18 protein-coding genes are annotated in these 17760 nt (G+C 40.4%); 8 read left to right on the forward strand and 10 right to left on the reverse strand.

Features of this window, described 5'->3' with window-relative positions:
* The first annotated feature begins 33 nt into the window (after nucleotides 1-33).
* The 5 genes from B5354_RS08950 to B5354_RS08970 all read left to right on the forward strand — a co-directional run bounded on the left by B5354_RS08950 (nucleotide 34) and on the right by B5354_RS08970 (nucleotide 4442).
* Complete coding sequence (locus B5354_RS08950; RefSeq protein ID WP_079527965.1) at nucleotides 34-507, forward strand: glycosyl-4,4'-diaponeurosporenoate acyltransferase CrtO family protein; 474 nt, start codon at nucleotides 34-36, stop codon at nucleotides 505-507.
* Nucleotides 508-612: 105 nt separating this feature from the next.
* Entirely contained in the window at nucleotides 613-2127 is a 1515-nt protein-coding gene (locus tag B5354_RS08955) for a phytoene desaturase family protein (RefSeq protein WP_079527967.1), read from the forward strand.
* A 68-nt stretch (nucleotides 2128-2195) separates the two neighbouring features.
* Nucleotides 2196-3320 (forward strand): glycosyltransferase family 2 protein, encoded by a 1125-nt coding sequence (locus B5354_RS08960; protein ID WP_079527969.1) that lies wholly within the window; start codon nucleotides 2196-2198, stop codon nucleotides 3318-3320.
* 33 nt (nucleotides 3321-3353) lie between these two features.
* Nucleotides 3354-4025 carry a hypothetical protein gene (locus tag B5354_RS08965; RefSeq protein WP_079527971.1) on the forward strand — a complete coding sequence of 224 codons (672 nt, stop codon included), beginning with the start codon at nucleotides 3354-3356 and terminating at the stop codon, nucleotides 4023-4025.
* A 3-nt stretch (nucleotides 4026-4028) separates the two neighbouring features.
* Nucleotides 4029-4442, forward strand: coding sequence for a TIGR02328 family protein (locus tag B5354_RS08970; RefSeq protein WP_079527973.1), 414 nt, complete (start codon nucleotides 4029-4031; stop codon nucleotides 4440-4442).
* Nucleotides 4443-4610: 168 nt separating this feature from the next.
* On the opposite strand, the gene splB is transcribed toward B5354_RS08970, so the two are convergent.
* From splB to B5354_RS08990, 4 genes are all read right to left on the reverse strand, one after another.
* Nucleotides 4611-5639, reverse strand: a complete 1029-nt coding sequence (splB, locus tag B5354_RS08975) for a spore photoproduct lyase (RefSeq protein ID WP_079527975.1) — start codon at nucleotides 5637-5639, stop codon at nucleotides 4611-4613.
* Nucleotides 5632-5886 carry a transcriptional regulator SplA domain-containing protein gene (locus B5354_RS08980; RefSeq protein WP_079527977.1) on the reverse strand — a complete coding sequence of 85 codons (255 nt, stop codon included), beginning with the start codon at nucleotides 5884-5886 and terminating at the stop codon, nucleotides 5632-5634. The genes splB and B5354_RS08980 overlap by 8 nt, the downstream gene beginning before the upstream one ends.
* Nucleotides 5887-5973: 87 nt before the next feature.
* Nucleotides 5974-6246 (reverse strand): hypothetical protein, encoded by a 273-nt coding sequence (locus tag B5354_RS08985; protein WP_079527979.1) that lies wholly within the window; start codon nucleotides 6244-6246, stop codon nucleotides 5974-5976.
* Between the two features lie 292 nt (nucleotides 6247-6538).
* Nucleotides 6539-7798 (reverse strand): MFS transporter, encoded by a 1260-nt coding sequence (locus tag B5354_RS08990; RefSeq protein WP_079527980.1) that lies wholly within the window; start codon nucleotides 7796-7798, stop codon nucleotides 6539-6541.
* A 407-nt stretch (nucleotides 7799-8205) separates the two neighbouring features.
* Here B5354_RS08990 and B5354_RS08995 point away from each other — a divergent pair, with 407 nt between their 5' ends.
* Nucleotides 8206-9087, forward strand: a complete 882-nt coding sequence (locus tag B5354_RS08995) for an alpha/beta hydrolase (RefSeq protein WP_079527982.1) — start codon at nucleotides 8206-8208, stop codon at nucleotides 9085-9087.
* Between the two features lie 384 nt (nucleotides 9088-9471).
* Here the strand turns inward: B5354_RS08995 and glpX are convergent, their stop codons facing one another.
* The 6 genes from glpX to B5354_RS09025 form a co-directional block, all read right to left on the reverse strand.
* Nucleotides 9472-10431, reverse strand: a complete 960-nt coding sequence (gene glpX / locus B5354_RS09000; protein ID WP_079527984.1) for a class II fructose-bisphosphatase — start codon at nucleotides 10429-10431, stop codon at nucleotides 9472-9474.
* A 23-nt stretch (nucleotides 10432-10454) separates the two neighbouring features.
* Nucleotides 10455-10943: a ribose 5-phosphate isomerase B gene (gene rpiB / locus B5354_RS09005; protein ID WP_079527986.1), complete on the reverse strand. Its 489-nt coding sequence runs from the start codon at nucleotides 10941-10943 to the stop codon at nucleotides 10455-10457.
* 219 nt (nucleotides 10944-11162) lie between these two features.
* Complete coding sequence (dhaL, locus tag B5354_RS09010; RefSeq protein ID WP_079527987.1) at nucleotides 11163-11819, reverse strand: dihydroxyacetone kinase subunit DhaL; 657 nt, start codon at nucleotides 11817-11819, stop codon at nucleotides 11163-11165.
* Between the two features lie 19 nt (nucleotides 11820-11838).
* Nucleotides 11839-12843: a dihydroxyacetone kinase subunit DhaK gene (locus B5354_RS09015; protein ID WP_079527989.1), complete on the reverse strand. Its 1005-nt coding sequence runs from the start codon at nucleotides 12841-12843 to the stop codon at nucleotides 11839-11841.
* 99 nt (nucleotides 12844-12942) lie between these two features.
* Nucleotides 12943-14223 (reverse strand): MFS transporter, encoded by a 1281-nt coding sequence (locus B5354_RS09020; protein ID WP_079527991.1) that lies wholly within the window; start codon nucleotides 14221-14223, stop codon nucleotides 12943-12945.
* A 29-nt stretch (nucleotides 14224-14252) separates the two neighbouring features.
* Nucleotides 14253-15362 (reverse strand): MDR/zinc-dependent alcohol dehydrogenase-like family protein, encoded by a 1110-nt coding sequence (locus B5354_RS09025; RefSeq protein ID WP_079527993.1) that lies wholly within the window; start codon nucleotides 15360-15362, stop codon nucleotides 14253-14255.
* A 258-nt stretch (nucleotides 15363-15620) separates the two neighbouring features.
* On the opposite strand from B5354_RS09025, the gene B5354_RS09030 reads away from it, so the two are divergent.
* The gene (locus tag B5354_RS09030) at nucleotides 15621-16409 is read left to right on the forward strand and encodes a DeoR/GlpR family DNA-binding transcription regulator (RefSeq protein ID WP_079527995.1); all 789 of its coding nucleotides are present in this window, start codon (nucleotides 15621-15623) and stop codon (nucleotides 16407-16409) included.
* A 377-nt stretch (nucleotides 16410-16786) separates the two neighbouring features.
* Nucleotides 16787-17755 carry an NAD(P)H-dependent flavin oxidoreductase gene (locus B5354_RS09035; RefSeq protein ID WP_079527997.1) on the forward strand — a complete coding sequence of 323 codons (969 nt, stop codon included), beginning with the start codon at nucleotides 16787-16789 and terminating at the stop codon, nucleotides 17753-17755.
* Nucleotides 17756-17760 lie beyond the last annotated feature (5 nt).

Consider the following 17760-nt stretch of genomic DNA (forward strand, 5'->3'; position numbering starts at 1 on the left):
TAGGAAATAAAGAATTATTTTAGGAGAATTGCCATGCCGATTGTTTCATTACCCGTCATGTGGGTCATTTTCATTAATGTTATTGCATGGACATTTTTTCATCTGTTCATTTCTGCGATTTGTATGCGACTGCCTTTAGCATTTTTTCTGAAAGATCGCCTCTTGTTTCAAATTTTCTCTTGGGAAAAGTCAGGAGAGTTGTGGCAACGATTATTTCGGGTGAAAACATGGAAAGGTTTTCTTATAGATGGCACGATTTTTCTTAAAAAAGGGTACAGTAAAAAGGGATTGCATAGCAACAGATTAAGTGACTTAAAAATTTTTGCTGCGGAAACAAAACGCGCGGAGTTGACACATTGGCTCTCCATTCTGCCCGCTCCGTTGTTTTTCTTATGGAACCCGTTATGGGCGGGCTGGGTAATGATTTTGTATGCCTTTGTATTCAACCTTCCCATTATTGTTGTTCAGCGCTACAATCGCGGACGTATTGCTGCAATCACAGCATGAATTCTTATGAACAACGGCATTATCTTGGGGTATAGAGCAGTATTTTTGTCCGTAACCAAATTCACCGCAAATGAACAAATAAGGATTGGAAATGAGGGAAGTTAGATGAGAAAGAAGGTCATAGTTGTTGGTGCGGGTGTTGCAGGTCTTGCCAGTGCAATTAGACTGCAGCATGCCGGCTACCAGGTAGAACTATATGAAAAAGAGTCAAAGCCTGGAGGAAAAATGAATCAAATTGAAATAGATGGCTACAAATTTGATTTGGGACCAAGTATCGTCATGATGCCAGAATTGTATCGGGAAATATTTGAACTGTGCGGCCGCAATCCTGACGATTATATTCCCATGGAAAAATTGGACCCGATCTACCGGGCTTACTTCAGTGATATGCCCGACAACCCTTTTGATATCTCTTCAGACCTTACCGAATTAACGAAGACGATTGAATCCATCAGTGAAGAAGATACCGAGGGATTTTTTAAATATCTTCATGAAATTTACAAACGCTTTATCGTTGCAAAGCATGATATCCTCCAAAGACCGTTTCGAAAACAAACTGACTTTTACAACCTGCCCATGTTGAAGAAGGCCATGAAGCTGAAAACATTCGACACTGCGGATCAATTTATCGGTAAATATATAAAGAACGAGCGGCTGAAGCAGTTAATTAGTTTTCAAACGTTGTACATAGGAATCTCTCCGATAAAAAGCCCATCTTTTTATACGATGATTCCCATGATTCAATTTTTATATGGGGTATGGTTTATTAAAGGCGGTATGTACACAATGGCACTGGCTATGGAAAGACTTTTTAAAGAACTTGGGGGAACGGTTTACTATAACAAGAATGTTCAGGAAATATGTGTTGAAAATCATAAAGCGACCGGCATTATGGTAGATGATCAGAAAGCTCCTGCAGATTTAGTAGTCTGCAATGCAGATTTCCCATATGCCATGAAAAATCTCGTCAAGGACCCGTCGGCCAAAGGGAAATATACCGACCGAAAGATTGACCGCATGAAATACTCCTGTTCTTGTTTTCTATTATATCTGGGCATGGATAGGAAATATGAAGAAGTTGAGCATGTTCACAATTTTATCTTCAATGAAAAGCTGGATCAAAATTTGCAAGATATTTTTGATGGAAAGAAACTGACGAATGCCTCTTTTTATGTGTATATAGCATCGAAAATGGATCCCTCCCTCGCACCCGAGGGAAAAGACGGGTTGTATATCCTTATGCCTGTCTCCAATGTAGCTTCTGCGAATTATGAATGGAACGAGGAAACGATTCAATATTACCGCAGCTACATTTTAAATGAACTTAAGAAATTAAAAGGTTTTGAAAATATTGATCATGAGATTGTAACTGAAACTTGTATAACACCACTGGACTTTGAATCAAAATTCAATGCTTATAATGGTGCCACTTTTGGTTTACAGCCAACTCTTTCTCAAAGTAACCACATGCGCCCGCAAAGTAAGGCGACGCATTGTGACAACCTGTATTTCACCGGGAGCAGCACACATCCGGGTGCTGGTGTTCCCATTGTGCTATTGTCCGCCAAGATCACCACACAGGAACTTATAAAAGACGACCAAGGTATTTTATTTGGCTAAAGGAATGCCAACAAGGAAGGGAAATTATTATTCAGCGTATCGCGGCTATGATGAAGGAGGTATATTAAATGACAGCTGTAGAGGTAGTTAATCTTGTTATCGGTTTGCTTGCCGTTTTGATTGCCATTCTGATGTTCTGGTCTTTGCCAGTTCCAGGTTTCTCCTCCAGTGATCATACCAGTCTTCCGTTTCTATCCATCATTATTCCTGCCAGAAACGAAAGCAGCCGGATCGCACCATTATTGCAATCATTGCAGGAACAAAAATTCCAATCATTTGAGGTTTTGGTTGTGGATGACAATTCCTCTGACAATACAGCCGCTGTCGCGAAAGCTTATGGTACAAAGGTTATACAGAATAAAACAAATGATTTGGAATCGGGAGCCGGAAAGTCATTGGCATGCTGGTATGGGGCTAAATACGCAAAAGGGAAATGGCTCTTGTTTTTAGATGCAGACACTTATTTCACCAATGCGGACAGCATGAAACATTTACTGCTTTACTACCAGCAAAAAGGAGCCAAGGGCATTGTATCATTACAGCCATTTCATACAGTTCACCGCCTGTATGAAAATTTCTCCGCAATCTTTAATATTATTGTTGTTGTGGGAATGAATATATTTACATTTTGGAGATACCGTTTTAAAACCGCTGGCTCATTCGGCCCGTGCATTTTATGTAACAGAGACGATTACTTTTTGTCGGGTGGCCATAAAAAGATCCAAGGAGCAATTATGGATGACCTGGCATTGGGACAGGCGTTTCTGGACAAAAATCTTCCGGTTTATTGCTTAGGCGGTAAAGGAGTCATATCTTTCCGCATGTACCCGGAAGGATTAAAAAGCCTTATCGAGGGCTGGTGTAAAAGCTTTGCTGTAGGTTCAAAGTCTACAAATCCAGTCGTTATGTTGATGACCATCATTTGGATTTCCGGCAGTTTTATCATTACAGGAGCACTGTTCTCTTCCATTACTGCCCTGAATCCTGCCGCCATAATTTTCAGTGCTATATTGTATATTCTTTATACTTTTCAAACTGCATGGTTTGCTCGTAGGTGCGGTGATTTCAAATGGTTTATTTTCCCTTTCCACCCGGTTTTGTTTTTATTTTTCACAGGAATTTTTTTATATTCCTTATTCCGAGTAAACATCCTACATTCTGTAAAATGGAAGGATCGCAAAATAAATGTCTAAAAGGACGTGGTATTCGGTTAGGAGGGAAGCAATATGGACACTTTTCTTTTCACCTTTCTTACAATTGCTTATACGACCCTTTCAGTGCTAGCAATAAGAGTTGTTAGAAATTATAAAGTTCTCAGTACATTGCTATTACTGCCTGTTATCGTCGGTCTTATCTATGACAACGGGATTATTTCAGCCGGCCGCTTTATAGGAGAAGGTCCTCTCTTAGAAGGTCTAAACCTCGCTAGGTTTTGGATACATGCCTTTTTCACACCACTCCTAGTCCTGTATGCTTGGAAAACGCTTGAACAGGCAAATGTTCAGTGGGCGAGTAAAAACTGGGTAAGGATCTCTGCTTTTCTTTTAACAGCTGTGCTTATATTAGTGGAGTTATTTACTGTAGTAATTGGCCTCAACATAGAAGCAAGGTTGGAATACGGAGTTTTAAGTTACAGTAGTACCGAACCTTCAAGTGGTCCGCCCATCATGGTACTGGTTGTTTCAGTGGTGCTGCTAGCCTCTTCCTTGATCATTTGGCGCCGTCAAAAATGGATATGGTTTTTCGTTGGTTCCCTTTTAATGATCGTAGGAAGTGCTATCCAGCTGCCAGTAAATAGTGGTGCTATTACAAACTTCTTTGAACTAATTCTAATAAGCTCATTGCTTGGCACGGCTTACTTTCAAGGAAAAGTTTATAAATCATTAAAAGGAGGGTAACGTATGCGATTATGGCATGAGAATCTCATCCCCTACTTACCTAGACAACAGCTTCTCGGGCAACACCGCGAATGTTGTGCGCTCAGAGGAAAAGGATGGGGCAAAGAACATTCAACGGTGAATTACGTTTTCAAATACAGTCCCTATTACCTGTATTTGTATCATATGAAAGTCATGGAAGAAATGAGTAACAGAGGGTACAACTGTGACCCCCTTTGGTATGACATGTTTTACCGTGGCAAGCAATGTACCCCCTATAGCAATGACCAACTTGATGATGTTAATTCATCTGCACCTGTTTCCGAAGTTACTATTTATCCGGAGCATGACCAAACCTACCTGGACGAATGCCTTTCAAACCTTAAAGAAAAAGGGATAAACCTGAATCGAAATACGACAAAAACAGTAAACCTTTAACAAAAACAATCCAACATCGTTTGCGATACGCGATGTTGGATTGCTGATCAGGTTGACTTCTTGTAACGCACATTCAATTCAATTATAGTACAGACTGAGATATAATGGAAAAAAGCATTTATTCTGACCTTTAGAGATGCTCGCGCATTTGAAGACACCCAGGAGTCTTTACGTGAAATACTCTAACCTTGCATAAGGAAAATACTTATCAATATATCCACCGAGTGTATCTTTCATATCTTCCTGCTCCTCGTTCTGATACACGTATTTTCCAATCCCATATCGGCCCCACTTCCACTTTCTTTTAGACTCCTCAAGTTCGAGCTTACTCATAGGATAGTTTTTTTCAATTACACGCTTAGCTGGTTTAGTAAATCGATGCTGAATGAGCTCAAAAGTTAAATCCCTTACGGCGTGAGAAGGGAGTGCCTTTTTTAAATGTTTAAACATTTCCTCATATCCATCCTTCCACCCTTCATGCAGATAAATGGGCGCAACGATAAATCCCAAAGGATAACCTGCTTCAGCTATCTTTACAGCAGCTTTTATTCTGTCCTTGAGCTTTGACGTTCCAGGTTCAAAATACTTGATAACATAATCATCATTAATACTAAAACGAAACCGTGTTCGACCATTGTGCTTCGCATCAAGTAAATGGTCGACATGTTCGAATTTGGTCACGAAACGAAGCTTTCCATATTCAGACTTTCCGAAATACTCGATCGCATCTTTCAATGTATGGGTTAGATGATCTACTCCTACAATATCTGATGTACATGAAGCTTCAAAACGCGTGGGCTCCGGCGCCCGTTCTTTCATATATTCCTCTGCTGCAGCAAAAATCTCATCCGTATTTACATATGTTCGTATATACGGCTTGCTCCCCATCGTCGTTTGTAAATAACAATAATGACAGTGGCCCATACACCCTGTTGCAAAAGGGATCGCATATTCTGCAGAAGGCTTCGAGGTATCAAATTTTAACGTTTTGCGGACACCGACGACGAGGGTAGACTTGGCAACACGATATTTTTGAAAATCGTTCTCCCCAGGTAAATTCCTAATCTGATTGTGGGAAGTAGTACGTCTAATTTCGATGCCCATATCTTCAAACTTCTTGATAAGTTCCCTGCCCTTTGCATACTCTAGTGCTCGAGGCTCTACGTAAACAAGCTGAGGTACAAAAGGCTTAACCATAAAAGCCCTCCCCATTAGCTCCAAAAGCTTCCCTATAGGCTTGCTCAGCATGATCTTCCGTCTTATAAACGGCCACTTCATCTGTTAAAGGATAATATGTTTCGTATACAAATAAGGATAGCTCCCCAGGGTTTTCTGGGTTCTGAACAACTGCTGCCTCTTGTACATTCGCCACGTCTTGGGCATGAGGATTTCGAATAATCACATAAACAATTTCTCCAGCGTTAAACGTTTCGTGTATATCCATAATTCCACCTAACCTTTTTCAGTTTTTTCATTATAGGGATGATAGAAAGCCTCCTCTCTCAAAGTTAAAAAGAAGAGGCTTCTGTATTCATTGATAATTTTTATGATATTCTGCAGTTGAGTGGACTATATGAATGATCATCATAACCCAGGCCACTTCTGAAAGGATAAGCCCCAGGTAGAACGTTAACCATGGGATCGAGAGTACTGCAGGTGCCTCAACGAATAACGCCTGAAAATAGTAAACCCACATGCCCACAAGCAGAATGGTTTGAGCAACAGCAAGTGTCATTCTCTTCAGGTTCATAAACATGAAAGGAGCCACTGTTGCCAATAACAGAAAAATAAGCACAATATCCATTGAAACCACCTCCTCTTTAAAAAGTGTCCCCATGCAGCGTATTTTTATGATAAAACGGACACATGAGGCTTAGCTTATAAAAAAGAACGTATTTTGATTTAAAGATTGTTACGAACTATGCACTTTTGTTGATAGAATAAGGGATCCTACATGTTAATCAGGACTCACATGTAGGATCCCCTGCTTTTTCATGCAAAATAAAGATTAAATCCTAAATTAATTACCAGCATCTAACCTAATAATTTTGACATGAATAAAACTTATTTTTTTATAAAAAGAGTTGAACACAACCTTATGTTTGCTTTTCTTCAGCTTTCCGTTTCTCTTGTTCTGCTTCCAGCTTCTCTTCAGCTGCCTCTTGTTTCTCTTCCTTGGCCTCCTTCTTCTCTTCTTCAGATTTCTTAATCTTTTCATAACGCTGGCGCTGACGGTAGCCATAAGTGGAAGCTAGAACAACCTCTTCATTTTCAAGAGCAGACCCCAGTGCACCAATGATGGTGGAGACACTTGTTGCAGTCCAAGCAATGTAGAAATAGTTGATGTATCCTATACTTCCGGATAACTGAGACTCCAGCATCCCCATTGGAATCAGTATGATGACGGCAGCAGAAAACAGAATGAATAATATAAAGTAATACATGATTACCGTGAATAATAGCGTGAAAAAAGTAGCAGCATTATATAATTTTCTTATATAATCGTTTCCTCCATCGCTCTTTTTTTCCCATAACTGGTGTGCCAGAATGATCCAAATGACCATGGCCAATATGCAAATGATCGAAAGTATGAACATGCGCCATGTGCTGTAATTATTACTGAGCTTCCATAATGTCGGAAAAACAAGAGCGTATGAACCAGTCGTAAAGGCAAAAATGATGACCTTCATAAAAGCTGGAAACATAGACCACGGGCGGTTGGCACGCACCATTCCCGACAAGACTCGTAAAGCACCGCTTATACGTGACTTTATAGTGAATCGCACATCGATCTTCGATTCATTTTCTTCCGGGGTTTCCCGTTGAATAGGAGACAACATTTCAAATGCGCGTTTTCCGACTAACCTCGTGGATTCTTTATTTTTCAACTCTTCGTGTGCGTCATCGTCTTTAGACTGGATCCGCTCTTCTGCCTGCTCTCGATCCTCATCTGAAACTCCATAGTACATCTCATTCACTAATTGTAAGATCGATTCTCGTATTCGCTTGTACATGGCAGCAGATCCAAGACCCGGAAGACTGATTAAGGCGACATTCTCCTCTTCAAACGCTTCAGCGACAATCGGTTTCTTTCCTTTGAATAACGGTAAATCGGTTAGGCTGATCGCAAAGTCCCATTCCTTATTGTTCTTTTTATCTAGGGTGGCTCCTATTACTTCCGATGAATTTCCCGTTCCTCCAGTAAGAGCGTCCTCTATATACTCCAGATTCCACTCGTATTTTTCATTTACATAGTATTTAAGTAAATCGGGGAGTTCATTTTTCAAACTTTTTACTAATGAATTCGGATACCCCGGGGCTGTAATTAATCCAAGTGTTTTGATTGATTGGCTCATCTCCCTTTACCTCTCCTCGTATAACTTTCAATTTATTCATTACTATATAACCATCATTTATTCTACCTAAACGTGGAGAGGGACAAGGCTGTACTTGGTATGGGCGAGAATAGCTGGCCCTTTTTGAATAATGGTATGTATGGTCCGGGTACAAGAATCTACAGAATACCTTAATCCATACAAGCCGTGGTTTTGTTGCGCCTAAATAACAGTAGAGTTTGACAAATAGTGCTCTTTGAGATAAAACCCTTAATACCGTGGCCTAAAGAAATTCATTTATCTTTCAATTCCTCTCGTATTTTGCTGCTGTTATCCATTTTTCAAATTAAGACCAGTTTCTATATACTTAAAAGTAGATTATCCACCGCTTCCTGAGGGTACAATGGTTAAAAAAAGTGAGGTCACCTATGTTCACTACTCCTATTGCAAAATTACTGCGACTTGTTCCTAATCAAGCAAAAAAGAACCCTATGATCCCCTTACAACAAGTAAAAATGAAAACAGAAGTTATAGTTGAAACATCCGTTCAGCTTACCCATATATCTTTTTACTATCCTTTAGGAGCCGAAAAGAAGAAGCTCCCTGTCTACATCAACTTCCATGGCGGAGCATTCATAATGAATGAAAAGGAGATGGATGATCCTTATTGCCGATTTCTGGCCAACCAGACTGGGTGTGTCATTCTAAATGTCGATTATGCGAAAGCGCCGGAGTACCCTTTTCCTAAACCAATTGAACAGTGCTATGAAATTATCCAATGGATGAAGAGAAAAGCGGATGGTTTGAATATCAATCCGGAAAAAGTCATGGTAGGCGGTCAAAGTTCCGGTGCAAATATCGCAGCAGCTCTCTGTCTTTACCTAGAAGAGAAAGGGGGAAACCAGCCACTCCTCCAAGTATTATCTTGCCCTATGCTGGACTTTGTAACCTCGCATGCAGATAAACCAGAACCAGATCAGTGGCGTTCTAGATACCCTCAGGTCGCAAGTTTTTTAAACACGTGCTATGTACCTGAAAAAGAACAGGCAGAACATCCTCTTGCTTCCCCTGTACGTGCTGATGTAAGTGACCGTCTAGCTCCTGCTCTTATTGTAACCGCCGAGTATGACGCTTTTAGACCAGAAGCCGAATTTTATGCTGAGAAATTAAAGAAAGCAGGGGTAAAGGTTCAAGAAAAGCTATTCAAAGACTGTTTACATGCTTTTACCCATCTTGGCCCGAAAGAAGAAGCCGAGGAGGCTTGGAACTTGATAGCAAATAAAATCAGAGAAGCGGCAGAATCCCTATGAAAATTGGAACAAGGAAGGAAAGAAGTAATTGATGAGAAAAATGAGGCAGCCAGCTGAAGAATAAAGATGGATAGAAGGTGTGGTCAAGGCTTTCTCCCCCATTCAGGGGAGACTGAGGGGAAGACATCACATAATCTATAAACCCTTCCTTAAAAACTTTATAACAAAGATAATTCTATTAACGATCTTCCGGTTTTGCCCTCACTTTTTTTAAAAAGCAGGGAACTTCTATTAGCTGGTATTGTGGAAAATCCTATTTAAATAAAAATAAGCAGTACTTCTCTAGGGAAGTAGCTGCTTATTTTATAGAGGTATGAAATGGTTTATAAGAACGATGGAGTATTATCTCAATAATTCTCTTGCTTCTTTACACCATTCCCAACCTTAAACCCGACTTCCTTCACGCTCATGTTTCCTGTGTTTGCTTTCTATTAACCTGAACTGACGTTCTGTCCCGTCAATTAAAATAGAATGCGTTACATGACAGTCCGAGTAAGACTGGATGCCTTTTAAAAACATATTTTCTGTAATACCTGTAGCAGCGAAAATGCATTTATCTGTACTGACAAGTTGATGATGAGTTAGCTTAGCTTCTGGATGATGAAGTCCCATTTCTATACAGCGCGCATATTCTGCATCACTTCTTGGCAATAACTTTCCTTGCATTTCCCCTCCCAATCCTTTGATCGCCACGGCTCCTAGAACTCCTTCAGGTGCTCCGCCAATTCCTAAAAACAGATCAACTTCTAAGTGGTCTAAACAAGTAGCTGTTTCGTAAATAACATCTCCATCTTTAAACAAATGTACTTTGGCTCCCATTTGTCTGATCTCATCAACATATCTTTGATGTCTGGGTCTATCTTGGATAAGTACATGTAATTCGTTCATTTCTTTACCTTTCGCGCCAGCCACTTTTTTTATATTCTCGGATAAAGGAGCATCAATATCGATGTGACCTTTCGCTGCCGGTCCTACGGCTAGCTTCATCATATACATATCAGGTGCATGAAGAAGTGCCCCTTTTGGTGCAGCTGCAATAACTGTAATAGCATTACTTTGACCATTTACTGTTGGAGTAGTTCCCTCTATGGGGTCTACAGCAATATCGATTTCCGGGAAGTCACCCGTCCCTAGTTTCTCACCAATAAATAACATCGGTGCTTCATCTATTTCTCCTTCTCCAATAACAATTCTTCCGTCCATACACATCTCATTTAATTTCTCTCGCATAGCATGTGTCGCTGCTCCATCAGCTTTTATTTTGTCTCCACTTCCTATCCAGGGAATCGCAGCCATAGCAGCCGATTCAGTGACTTTTAAAAAATCCAGCATAAGTGATTTCATGAAATGTTTCCTCCTAGGGATGTCTAACCGCATTGGTTTCCAGAAACAGGTTGAGGAGCATGGTCTTTTTTTAATTGCTTTTCTTTTTCATTAATTTTTTCTACTTTTCTTTTCGAACCGTCCGCCCATTCAGACTTCAGGTAAGCTTCTACTACTTTTTTTCCGACCTCTATACCAATGATTTGCGCGCCCATCGTAATAATTTGCGCATTATTACTTAATTGAGCTCTTTCAGCAGCATACGTATCGTGTGCTAACGCTGCACGAATGCCAGGGTATTTATTGGCTGCAATTGACACTCCAATACCTGTTCCGCATATTAAGACTGCACGATCTAACTTACCGTCATGGATATCTTTGGATACCTCAAATGCTACATCAGGGTAATCCACTGCTGAGCAGGAATGGCATCCATAATCCACTACTTCATGGTTTGTTGTTTCTTCTACAAACTTTTTAATGACCTCTTTAAATTCGAAACCATTGTGATCACTGCCAATGCCTAATTTCATGGCCCTTCCCCTCTTTCGTTTTATTTTATTTACTTTCATTTTAGTTCATTTTATAAATTATTTCAATTATTTTCGGTCGTTATTTTCGTTTAGTTTCATTTTACTCTTTCACTTACGATTAAACGGGGAAAAAGGTAAAAAAAGAATCAGAAACTATCGATACAGCCCTGATTCTATCATTTATTCTGTTTTTCACTACGCTTAAGCCGTCTCCTTAGGTCACACTGTTTTTGCAGAATTGTTTTTAATAAATTGCAAAAACGTAGATAGAATGAAATAAGCAGAGGTCGCCCCTGGATCTTGAGCACCAATAGACCTTTCCCCTAAACGACTGGAGCGGCCTTTCTTGGAGATAATGTCTTTCGTTGAGTTCATTCCTTCTTCTGCAGCGTTTACAGCTTCGGAAAATGCCAATTCAAAATCCTGGGAGTTAGTGAAACTAGTTTCCAGCTTACGGGCAAATGGTTCAAGTGTATCAACCATTGTTTTATCACCAACCTCAGCTTGACCTCTGTCCTTTACTCCTTTTGCGAAAGCAATCCAATACTCTGTTAAGTCACAATCATTCAAAACCGCTTTATTTTTTGAAGTTTTCGCTCCCCTCATAAAGCCTGTGGCATATAGAGGACCTACAGAAGACCCCACCGCATTTAGAAACGTTTTCCCTACGGCAACACTTAACTTTCCACAGTCTTCTATCTCGATTAGTTCATTGTTTAATTTTTCCTCAACAGCTTGCCATCCGATAGACATGGTTACTCCATGGTCTCCGTCTCCTAATTTACGATCCAGGTCACAAAGATAGTCCTTCTCTTTTTCGATCATTTCTACAACTTCCCTAAAGAAATCTTTTAAACCTTTAGATGTAAGTTCCATGCTGAACACTACCTTTCCCTTATTTTTGAACAAACATAGGGCAATCTACTGGATGATCAATCATGTCGGTCAACTCTTCGTCTAACTTCATGAGAGTCACAGAGCACCCTCCCATTTCTAAAGAAGTAATATAATCTCCAACATAAGAGCGGTAAATCTTAACTCCCCGTTCACTTAAAATTTGCTCGACCCGTCGATAAACAATGTATAAATCCATTTTAGGCGTAGAACCAAGTCCATTGACCAGCACAGCAACTTCATCGCCTTTCACAATTTCAATATCTGCTAAAATATCATGAACAAGTCGGTCAGCTATTCTATCCGCCGTTTCTAATGGACCTTTCTCAAGACCAGGTTCTCCGTGATGGCCTAACCCAATCTCCATCTCGTCTTCACCAATTTCAAAGCTAGGTTCTCCTGTCTGAGGAAGGTAGCAAGGACTAGTTCCCACTCCCATTGAACGTATATGATCATTAGCTTTATTAGCAACTCGAACTACATCTTCTAAATTATACCCAAAGTCAGCAGCTGCTCCCGCGGCTTTATAAATAAAAAGCTCTCCAGCTATGCCGCGGCGTTTATCCTTTTCCGCTTTTGGTGCCGAAGCAACATCGTCTGTTGCTAGAGCCATACCTACTTCAATATCTTCTTCTAAATCTGCCATCTCAGCCGCCATCCCAAAATTCATGACGTCTCCGGCATAATTACCGTATAAATAAACTACACCAGCCCCTTTATCAATGGCTTTTGTTACTTCTAAAATAGGATCTGGTGATGGGGACGCGAAAATATTCCCTACGGCTACGCCGTCTGCCAATCCTTCGCCAACATACCCCATAAATGCCGGCTCATGACCTGATCCTCCTCCGATGAGGATTCCAACTTTACCTTCTTTTGTTTCACGGGCCGTTACTAATGCACGATCGTTACTTGGCAGCTGCCTTATGTAGTCAGGATGAGCACGAACATATCCCTCGACCATTTCCTCTACAACGTTAACTGGATTATTAACAAGTTTTTTCACCGTTACTCACTCCTATTACTTCTTCAAAATTAATAAAATTCCTATAGAAAATAAGTAGAGTTTTTTATGAAGCCCACCTTTAACAGGAGGGCTTCCCTACTAAACAACTGAATGACTGCCCTCTTCGATCGATTCCTTTTCTTCAGCAGCAGGTACTTTTAAGAACCTCGTTAATATGGCTGCTCCGAAGTAAAGTCCTCCTAATATCCACATCATCCCCTGTGTATCTACTAAACCATAGAATAAAGCTACTAACGCCGGACCAACGAACACACATAAACCGGCTCCAAGATTTAAAATAGACATAGCCGCTCCTTTATCTCCATCACCAACGAGCGAAGGAGTCAAAGCGGATAGAGGGACGAATCCTGCTAAACACGCTCCCCATAGCATTCCGATTAATCCGACCACAAACACGTTGCCTGTAAATACTTGCGGCAAATAAAACAACATGATCGTAAAAACTCCACAACCAACTGCGCCAAACCAAGTTATCGTATTCCTCCAGCCAAATTTATCCCCTACGAAACCAAATATTAAATTGAAAGCAATATTGGAAATGAAAATCGTTCCCCATATATTTAACCATACAGTTGTACTGACACCTTGGCTAGCTAAATAAATTGGCAGAAACAGAGGAAACGCATACTGAGCTGCTTGGTTAACAACCCTTACAATACCAGCCATTCCAACTTTAGGTTCCCTTTTCACAATCGTAATCCCATTCATCAATTCCTTCATCCCTGATGATTGACCAGGTTTCTTTTCCAGTTCGAATTGATCACGATTAACCACAATAGCCAGAAATGCACCAATAAATACCCAAATCAATGCGCTCCAAAGTGTCGGGATATGCCCAAACATTTGAATCGACCAGCTGGAATAATAAGCGCCTAATACGCTTAATCCTCCAGTAAACACAAACCAGAACCATCCTACAGCCTTACCAAGTTGATGTTGAGGAGTTCGATAAGTAATCCAAACTAGAAATGCATACGCAAATAAGGGATAACCAAACCCTCTAATCGCATAAGTAGGAATCATTAATGTATAATTGAACGCTGGTATGGCAAGCCCGACAAACAAACTATGTCCGAGCACATACATAAATACTCCCAAAAGCATTGTTCTTCTCGGTCCTATCGCTTCCACCAATACTCCGGAGAACCATGCGCCGATAGCAATCGTTACACCATAGGCTGTTGTTAGAAAGGCAGCCTGCTGTACAGATAAACCTTCATCGACTAAGTAAGGACTAATCCAGGCAAGTTCCAAACCATCTCCCATCATAAAGATTAAAACTCCAAGATATCCCCAGATTAAATGAGATGGGAGACCAATTTTATCTAGAAACGTATCTTTCCCAGCTACATTTTCCATCCAATCCCTCCCTTATACTTATTCAAATGTTACGGCTGTAAAATTATTTTCAGAGACCTTTCACCCTTCTTCATTAATTCAAACCCTTCTTCGAAATCCTTTAAATCAAGTTGATGGGTGACGACATTGTCTGTAGGGAAGTCTCCATTGGATATCCCATCTATTACGAGCGGGTAACAATAAGGACCTAAATGAGAACCGAGTACATCAAGTTCTTTTCTGTCGCTGATAATACTCCAGTCAACCGTCACAGGCTCTCCAAACACACTAAACTCTACAAATCGACCTAACTTCCTGATCATATGAAGCCCTTGTTCTACTGATTTCGGATGGCCGGTCGCTTCAATATACACATCGCAACCGTAGCCCTCGGTCATATCTTTAATTTCTTGAACGACGTCAACTTCACTCGGGTTTAAAACAACGTCCGCGCCAAACTGCTTGGCTAATTCCAAGCGATCTTCTTTTAAGTCCAGCACAACTAATTTTTCAGCTCCTGATTTTTTAAGGGCACCAACCATTCCGAGTCCAAGAGTTCCAGCCCCAGACAACACGACTACATCCCCCAGTTGAACCTGAGCCCTTTGAACAGCGTGAAGACTACAAGCATAAGGCTCTATTAAAATCGCTTCCTCAATTGGTAAGTCCTCGGGAACTTTATAGTTAATGGCTTCTTTCGTAAATTTCATATATTCAGCCATCCCGCCGTTTACGTTATTTTGAAACCCATATAAATCATGCTTTTCACACATCCAATACTGACCTCTATTGCAGAATCGGCATTCCCAGCATGGAACGATCTGCTCAGAAATAACCCGGTCTCCAATTTCAAAATCTTTCACGTCTTCTCCTTTTTGAACGACTCTAGCGATGAATTCATGCCCAGGAATCATTGGGGCCTTAATATAAGAGGGCTGTTGTTCATCTCCCCAGAAACTCGGGGCCCCATCATACGCCTTAATATCACCGGCACAAATACCGCAAGCTTCTACTTTTACAATAATTTCTTCTTCATTTTCTAATTTAGGAGTTTCTACTTCCTCATATCGATAATCTTTCGGACCGTATGCAACAATTGCCTTCATGGTTTCCGGAATCTTTTTAACTACTTCCTGTTTACCAGTCACTGTCTCGTTCATCTTATCTCTCCCTCTCCTAAATAGTTATTGAAAATCATGCAACCGATCCTCAAACAAACCTTTTGTAATCGGTTTCATTAATTGAGTCAAGTTTATCATTATTTTTTGTTTTGTCAAATTATTTTTCGAATATTTTCGTTTACTGACTTTTATTGAGTCCCGAAACCGTATATCGAAAAGGGAAGTCGGTGAAACTGTTGATAAATCATGAGAAATCACATAATATAAAACTATAATAGACCAAGAGGATGAAATGTAATGAAAATGTTTGTAAGTGAAAGAAGAAATAAAATTATGCAGCTTTTAAATGAAAAAAAACGAGTTACTGTTAAGGAACTGTCCTCATATATAGGGGTATCAGAAGCAACTCTTCGTGCAGATCTCAATAAGATGGAGGCGGATGGTCTTCTGACTAGAACCCACGGGGGAGCTACACTAAAAGAGGAGTCAGATAATGAAACGAGCTTTACCGCTCGTGAAAAGAAAAACAAAGAACAAAAAACAGTCATTGCTGAAAAGGCCTTTGAATTAATTGAAGAAAAGCAATGTATTTTGTTAGATGCAAGTTCAACTGCGTTAGAATTGGCTCGTTACTTAAAAACCCAACCGATGCGACTCACAATTGTAACGAGTGGTGTCCTAACGGCATTAGAATTAAAAGAAAATCCGGATCTAACAGTCATTATGATCGGCGGAGTTGTAACGAACCGCTCCTCATCGATCGAGGGGACATTGGGGTTAGATATTTTAGACCACGTAAATATTGATATGATGTTTACATCAGGGAATGGTTTCTCAGTGGATAAAGGGCTGACAGACTTTAACTTGTATGAAGTTGAATTAAAGAAACAACTTGTACAAAGGTCTAATAAACTAGTTGCCATCGTGGATAGTTCGAAAATAGGAACGACTTCAAGTGCAGTTTTTGCAACACCGGATGACATCGATACGTTGGTCACTGATAATCCGTTGGATGATAACTTGTCTGCACAACTATCAGAAAGTCATATTAATGTACTAGCTCCAGCCCTAAGCACACAAAAATAAAGTCCCGCATTACGGATGACGGAACACTATTAAATAAGGCTATAAAGATTCTCCTATTGCATGAATAGGAGAATCTTTTATGTTGTGGCAATGAATTTCTGCTTTATAGGATTCGCTCAAGGCAACAACCTCATCACCATTGTTGCACAATTAATATCTGAATGTTCAAATATCTATTCTTATTTACAAAAAAATCCTTTATAATGGGTAGCGAAGGGGTGCCTTTCCAAATCCAAAATGAAAGGTCAATACAGACAAGAATACCGCAACCATCTGGTAAATATATCGCGAACCATTTCCCAGCTCCTAGTTTCGTAAAAAGTTATTACTAAATACATAAGGCTCGTATGCCTATAAATGGAATGGAGGAATAACACATGTCAGAAAATCCGTCAATTCTTCAGAATTTGCGTATCCCTGTAATCGGGGCGCCATTATTTATTATTAGTAATCCTAAGCTAGTGATCGAGCAATGTAAGGCAGGAATCGTTGGATCGATGCCTGCCCTAAATGCCAGACCTGGATCCTTACTTGATGAATGGCTGGCAGAAATTACAGAAGAGCTTGCAGCTTATAACGCCAAAAATCCAGATTGTCCTGCTGCCCCATTTGCGATTAATCAAATTGTTCACAAGTCTAATAAACGGTTAGAACACGACATGGAATTGTGCGAGAAATACAAAGTTCCGATTATCATAACTTCTTTAGGTGCGCGGGAGGAGGTATATGATCATGCACACAGCTATGGAGGAATTGTGCTGCACGACATTATCAATAATACTTTCGCGCACAAGGCCATCGACAAAGGTGCAGATGGATTAATTGCCGTTTCGGCAGGAGCTGGCGGTCATGCCGGTGTAAAGAGCCCTTTTGCCCTAGTTCAAGAAATCCGCCAATGGTTCGACGGGCCTCTTGCTTTGTCTGGATCGATTGCTACGGGTAGTTCAGTTTTAGCCGCCCAAGCTATGGGGGCTGATTATGCTTATATTGGCTCTCCCTTCATTGCCACGCATGAAGCCCGTGCTTCTGAAGAGTATAAGCAATCCATCGTTGACTCTACATCTGATGATATTGTCTACAGCAATCTTTTCACGGGTGTACACGGAAATTATCTGAAACCATCCATTCAAGCAGCAGGATTGGATCCTGATAACCTTCCTGAGAGTGACCCATCCAAGATGAATTTTGGAGGAGAAGACGCTAAGCCGTGGAAAGATATTTGGGGAAGCGGCCAAGGCATCGGTGCTGTTCAAGACATTACGAGTACAGCAGATTATGTTGACAAAATTTATAATGAGTATAGTGAAGCAAGAAACAATCTGATAAGTGGCAGTGCAGTTAGATAAAGTTG

Origin of the sequence: Halobacillus hunanensis (assembly GCF_900166655.1) — a bacterium.
GTDB lineage: Bacteria > Bacillota > Bacilli > Bacillales > Halobacillaceae > Halobacillus_A > Halobacillus_A hunanensis.

Coding starts and splice junctions, on each gene's coding strand:
- B5354_RS08950 (WP_079527965.1), top strand. CDS start 34: ATGCCGATTGTTTCATTACCCGTCATGTGGGTCATTTTCATTAATGTT.
- B5354_RS08955 (WP_079527967.1), top strand. CDS start 613: ATGAGAAAGAAGGTCATAGTTGTTGGTGCGGGTGTTGCAGGTCTTGCC.
- B5354_RS08960 (WP_079527969.1), top strand. CDS start 2,196: ATGACAGCTGTAGAGGTAGTTAATCTTGTTATCGGTTTGCTTGCCGTT.
- B5354_RS08965 (WP_079527971.1), top strand. CDS start 3,354: ATGGACACTTTTCTTTTCACCTTTCTTACAATTGCTTATACGACCCTT.
- B5354_RS08970 (WP_079527973.1), top strand. CDS start 4,029: ATGCGATTATGGCATGAGAATCTCATCCCCTACTTACCTAGACAACAG.
- splB (WP_079527975.1), bottom strand. CDS start 5,639: ATGGTTAAGCCTTTTGTACCTCAGCTTGTTTACGTAGAGCCTCGAGCA.
- B5354_RS08980 (WP_079527977.1), bottom strand. CDS start 5,886: ATGGATATACACGAAACGTTTAACGCTGGAGAAATTGTTTATGTGATT.
- B5354_RS08985 (WP_079527979.1), bottom strand. CDS start 6,246: ATGGATATTGTGCTTATTTTTCTGTTATTGGCAACAGTGGCTCCTTTC.
- B5354_RS08990 (WP_079527980.1), bottom strand. CDS start 7,798: ATGAGCCAATCAATCAAAACACTTGGATTAATTACAGCCCCGGGGTAT.
- B5354_RS08995 (WP_079527982.1), top strand. CDS start 8,206: ATGTTCACTACTCCTATTGCAAAATTACTGCGACTTGTTCCTAATCAA.
- glpX (WP_079527984.1), bottom strand. CDS start 10,431: ATGAAATCACTTATGCTGGATTTTTTAAAAGTCACTGAATCGGCTGCT.
- rpiB (WP_079527986.1), bottom strand. CDS start 10,943: ATGAAATTAGGCATTGGCAGTGATCACAATGGTTTCGAATTTAAAGAG.
- dhaL (WP_079527987.1), bottom strand. CDS start 11,819: ATGGAACTTACATCTAAAGGTTTAAAAGATTTCTTTAGGGAAGTTGTA.
- B5354_RS09020 (WP_079527991.1), bottom strand. CDS start 14,223: ATGGAAAATGTAGCTGGGAAAGATACGTTTCTAGATAAAATTGGTCTC.
- B5354_RS09025 (WP_079527993.1), bottom strand. CDS start 15,362: ATGAACGAGACAGTGACTGGTAAACAGGAAGTAGTTAAAAAGATTCCG.
- B5354_RS09030 (WP_079527995.1), top strand. CDS start 15,621: ATGAAAATGTTTGTAAGTGAAAGAAGAAATAAAATTATGCAGCTTTTA.
- B5354_RS09035 (WP_079527997.1), top strand. CDS start 16,787: ATGTCAGAAAATCCGTCAATTCTTCAGAATTTGCGTATCCCTGTAATC.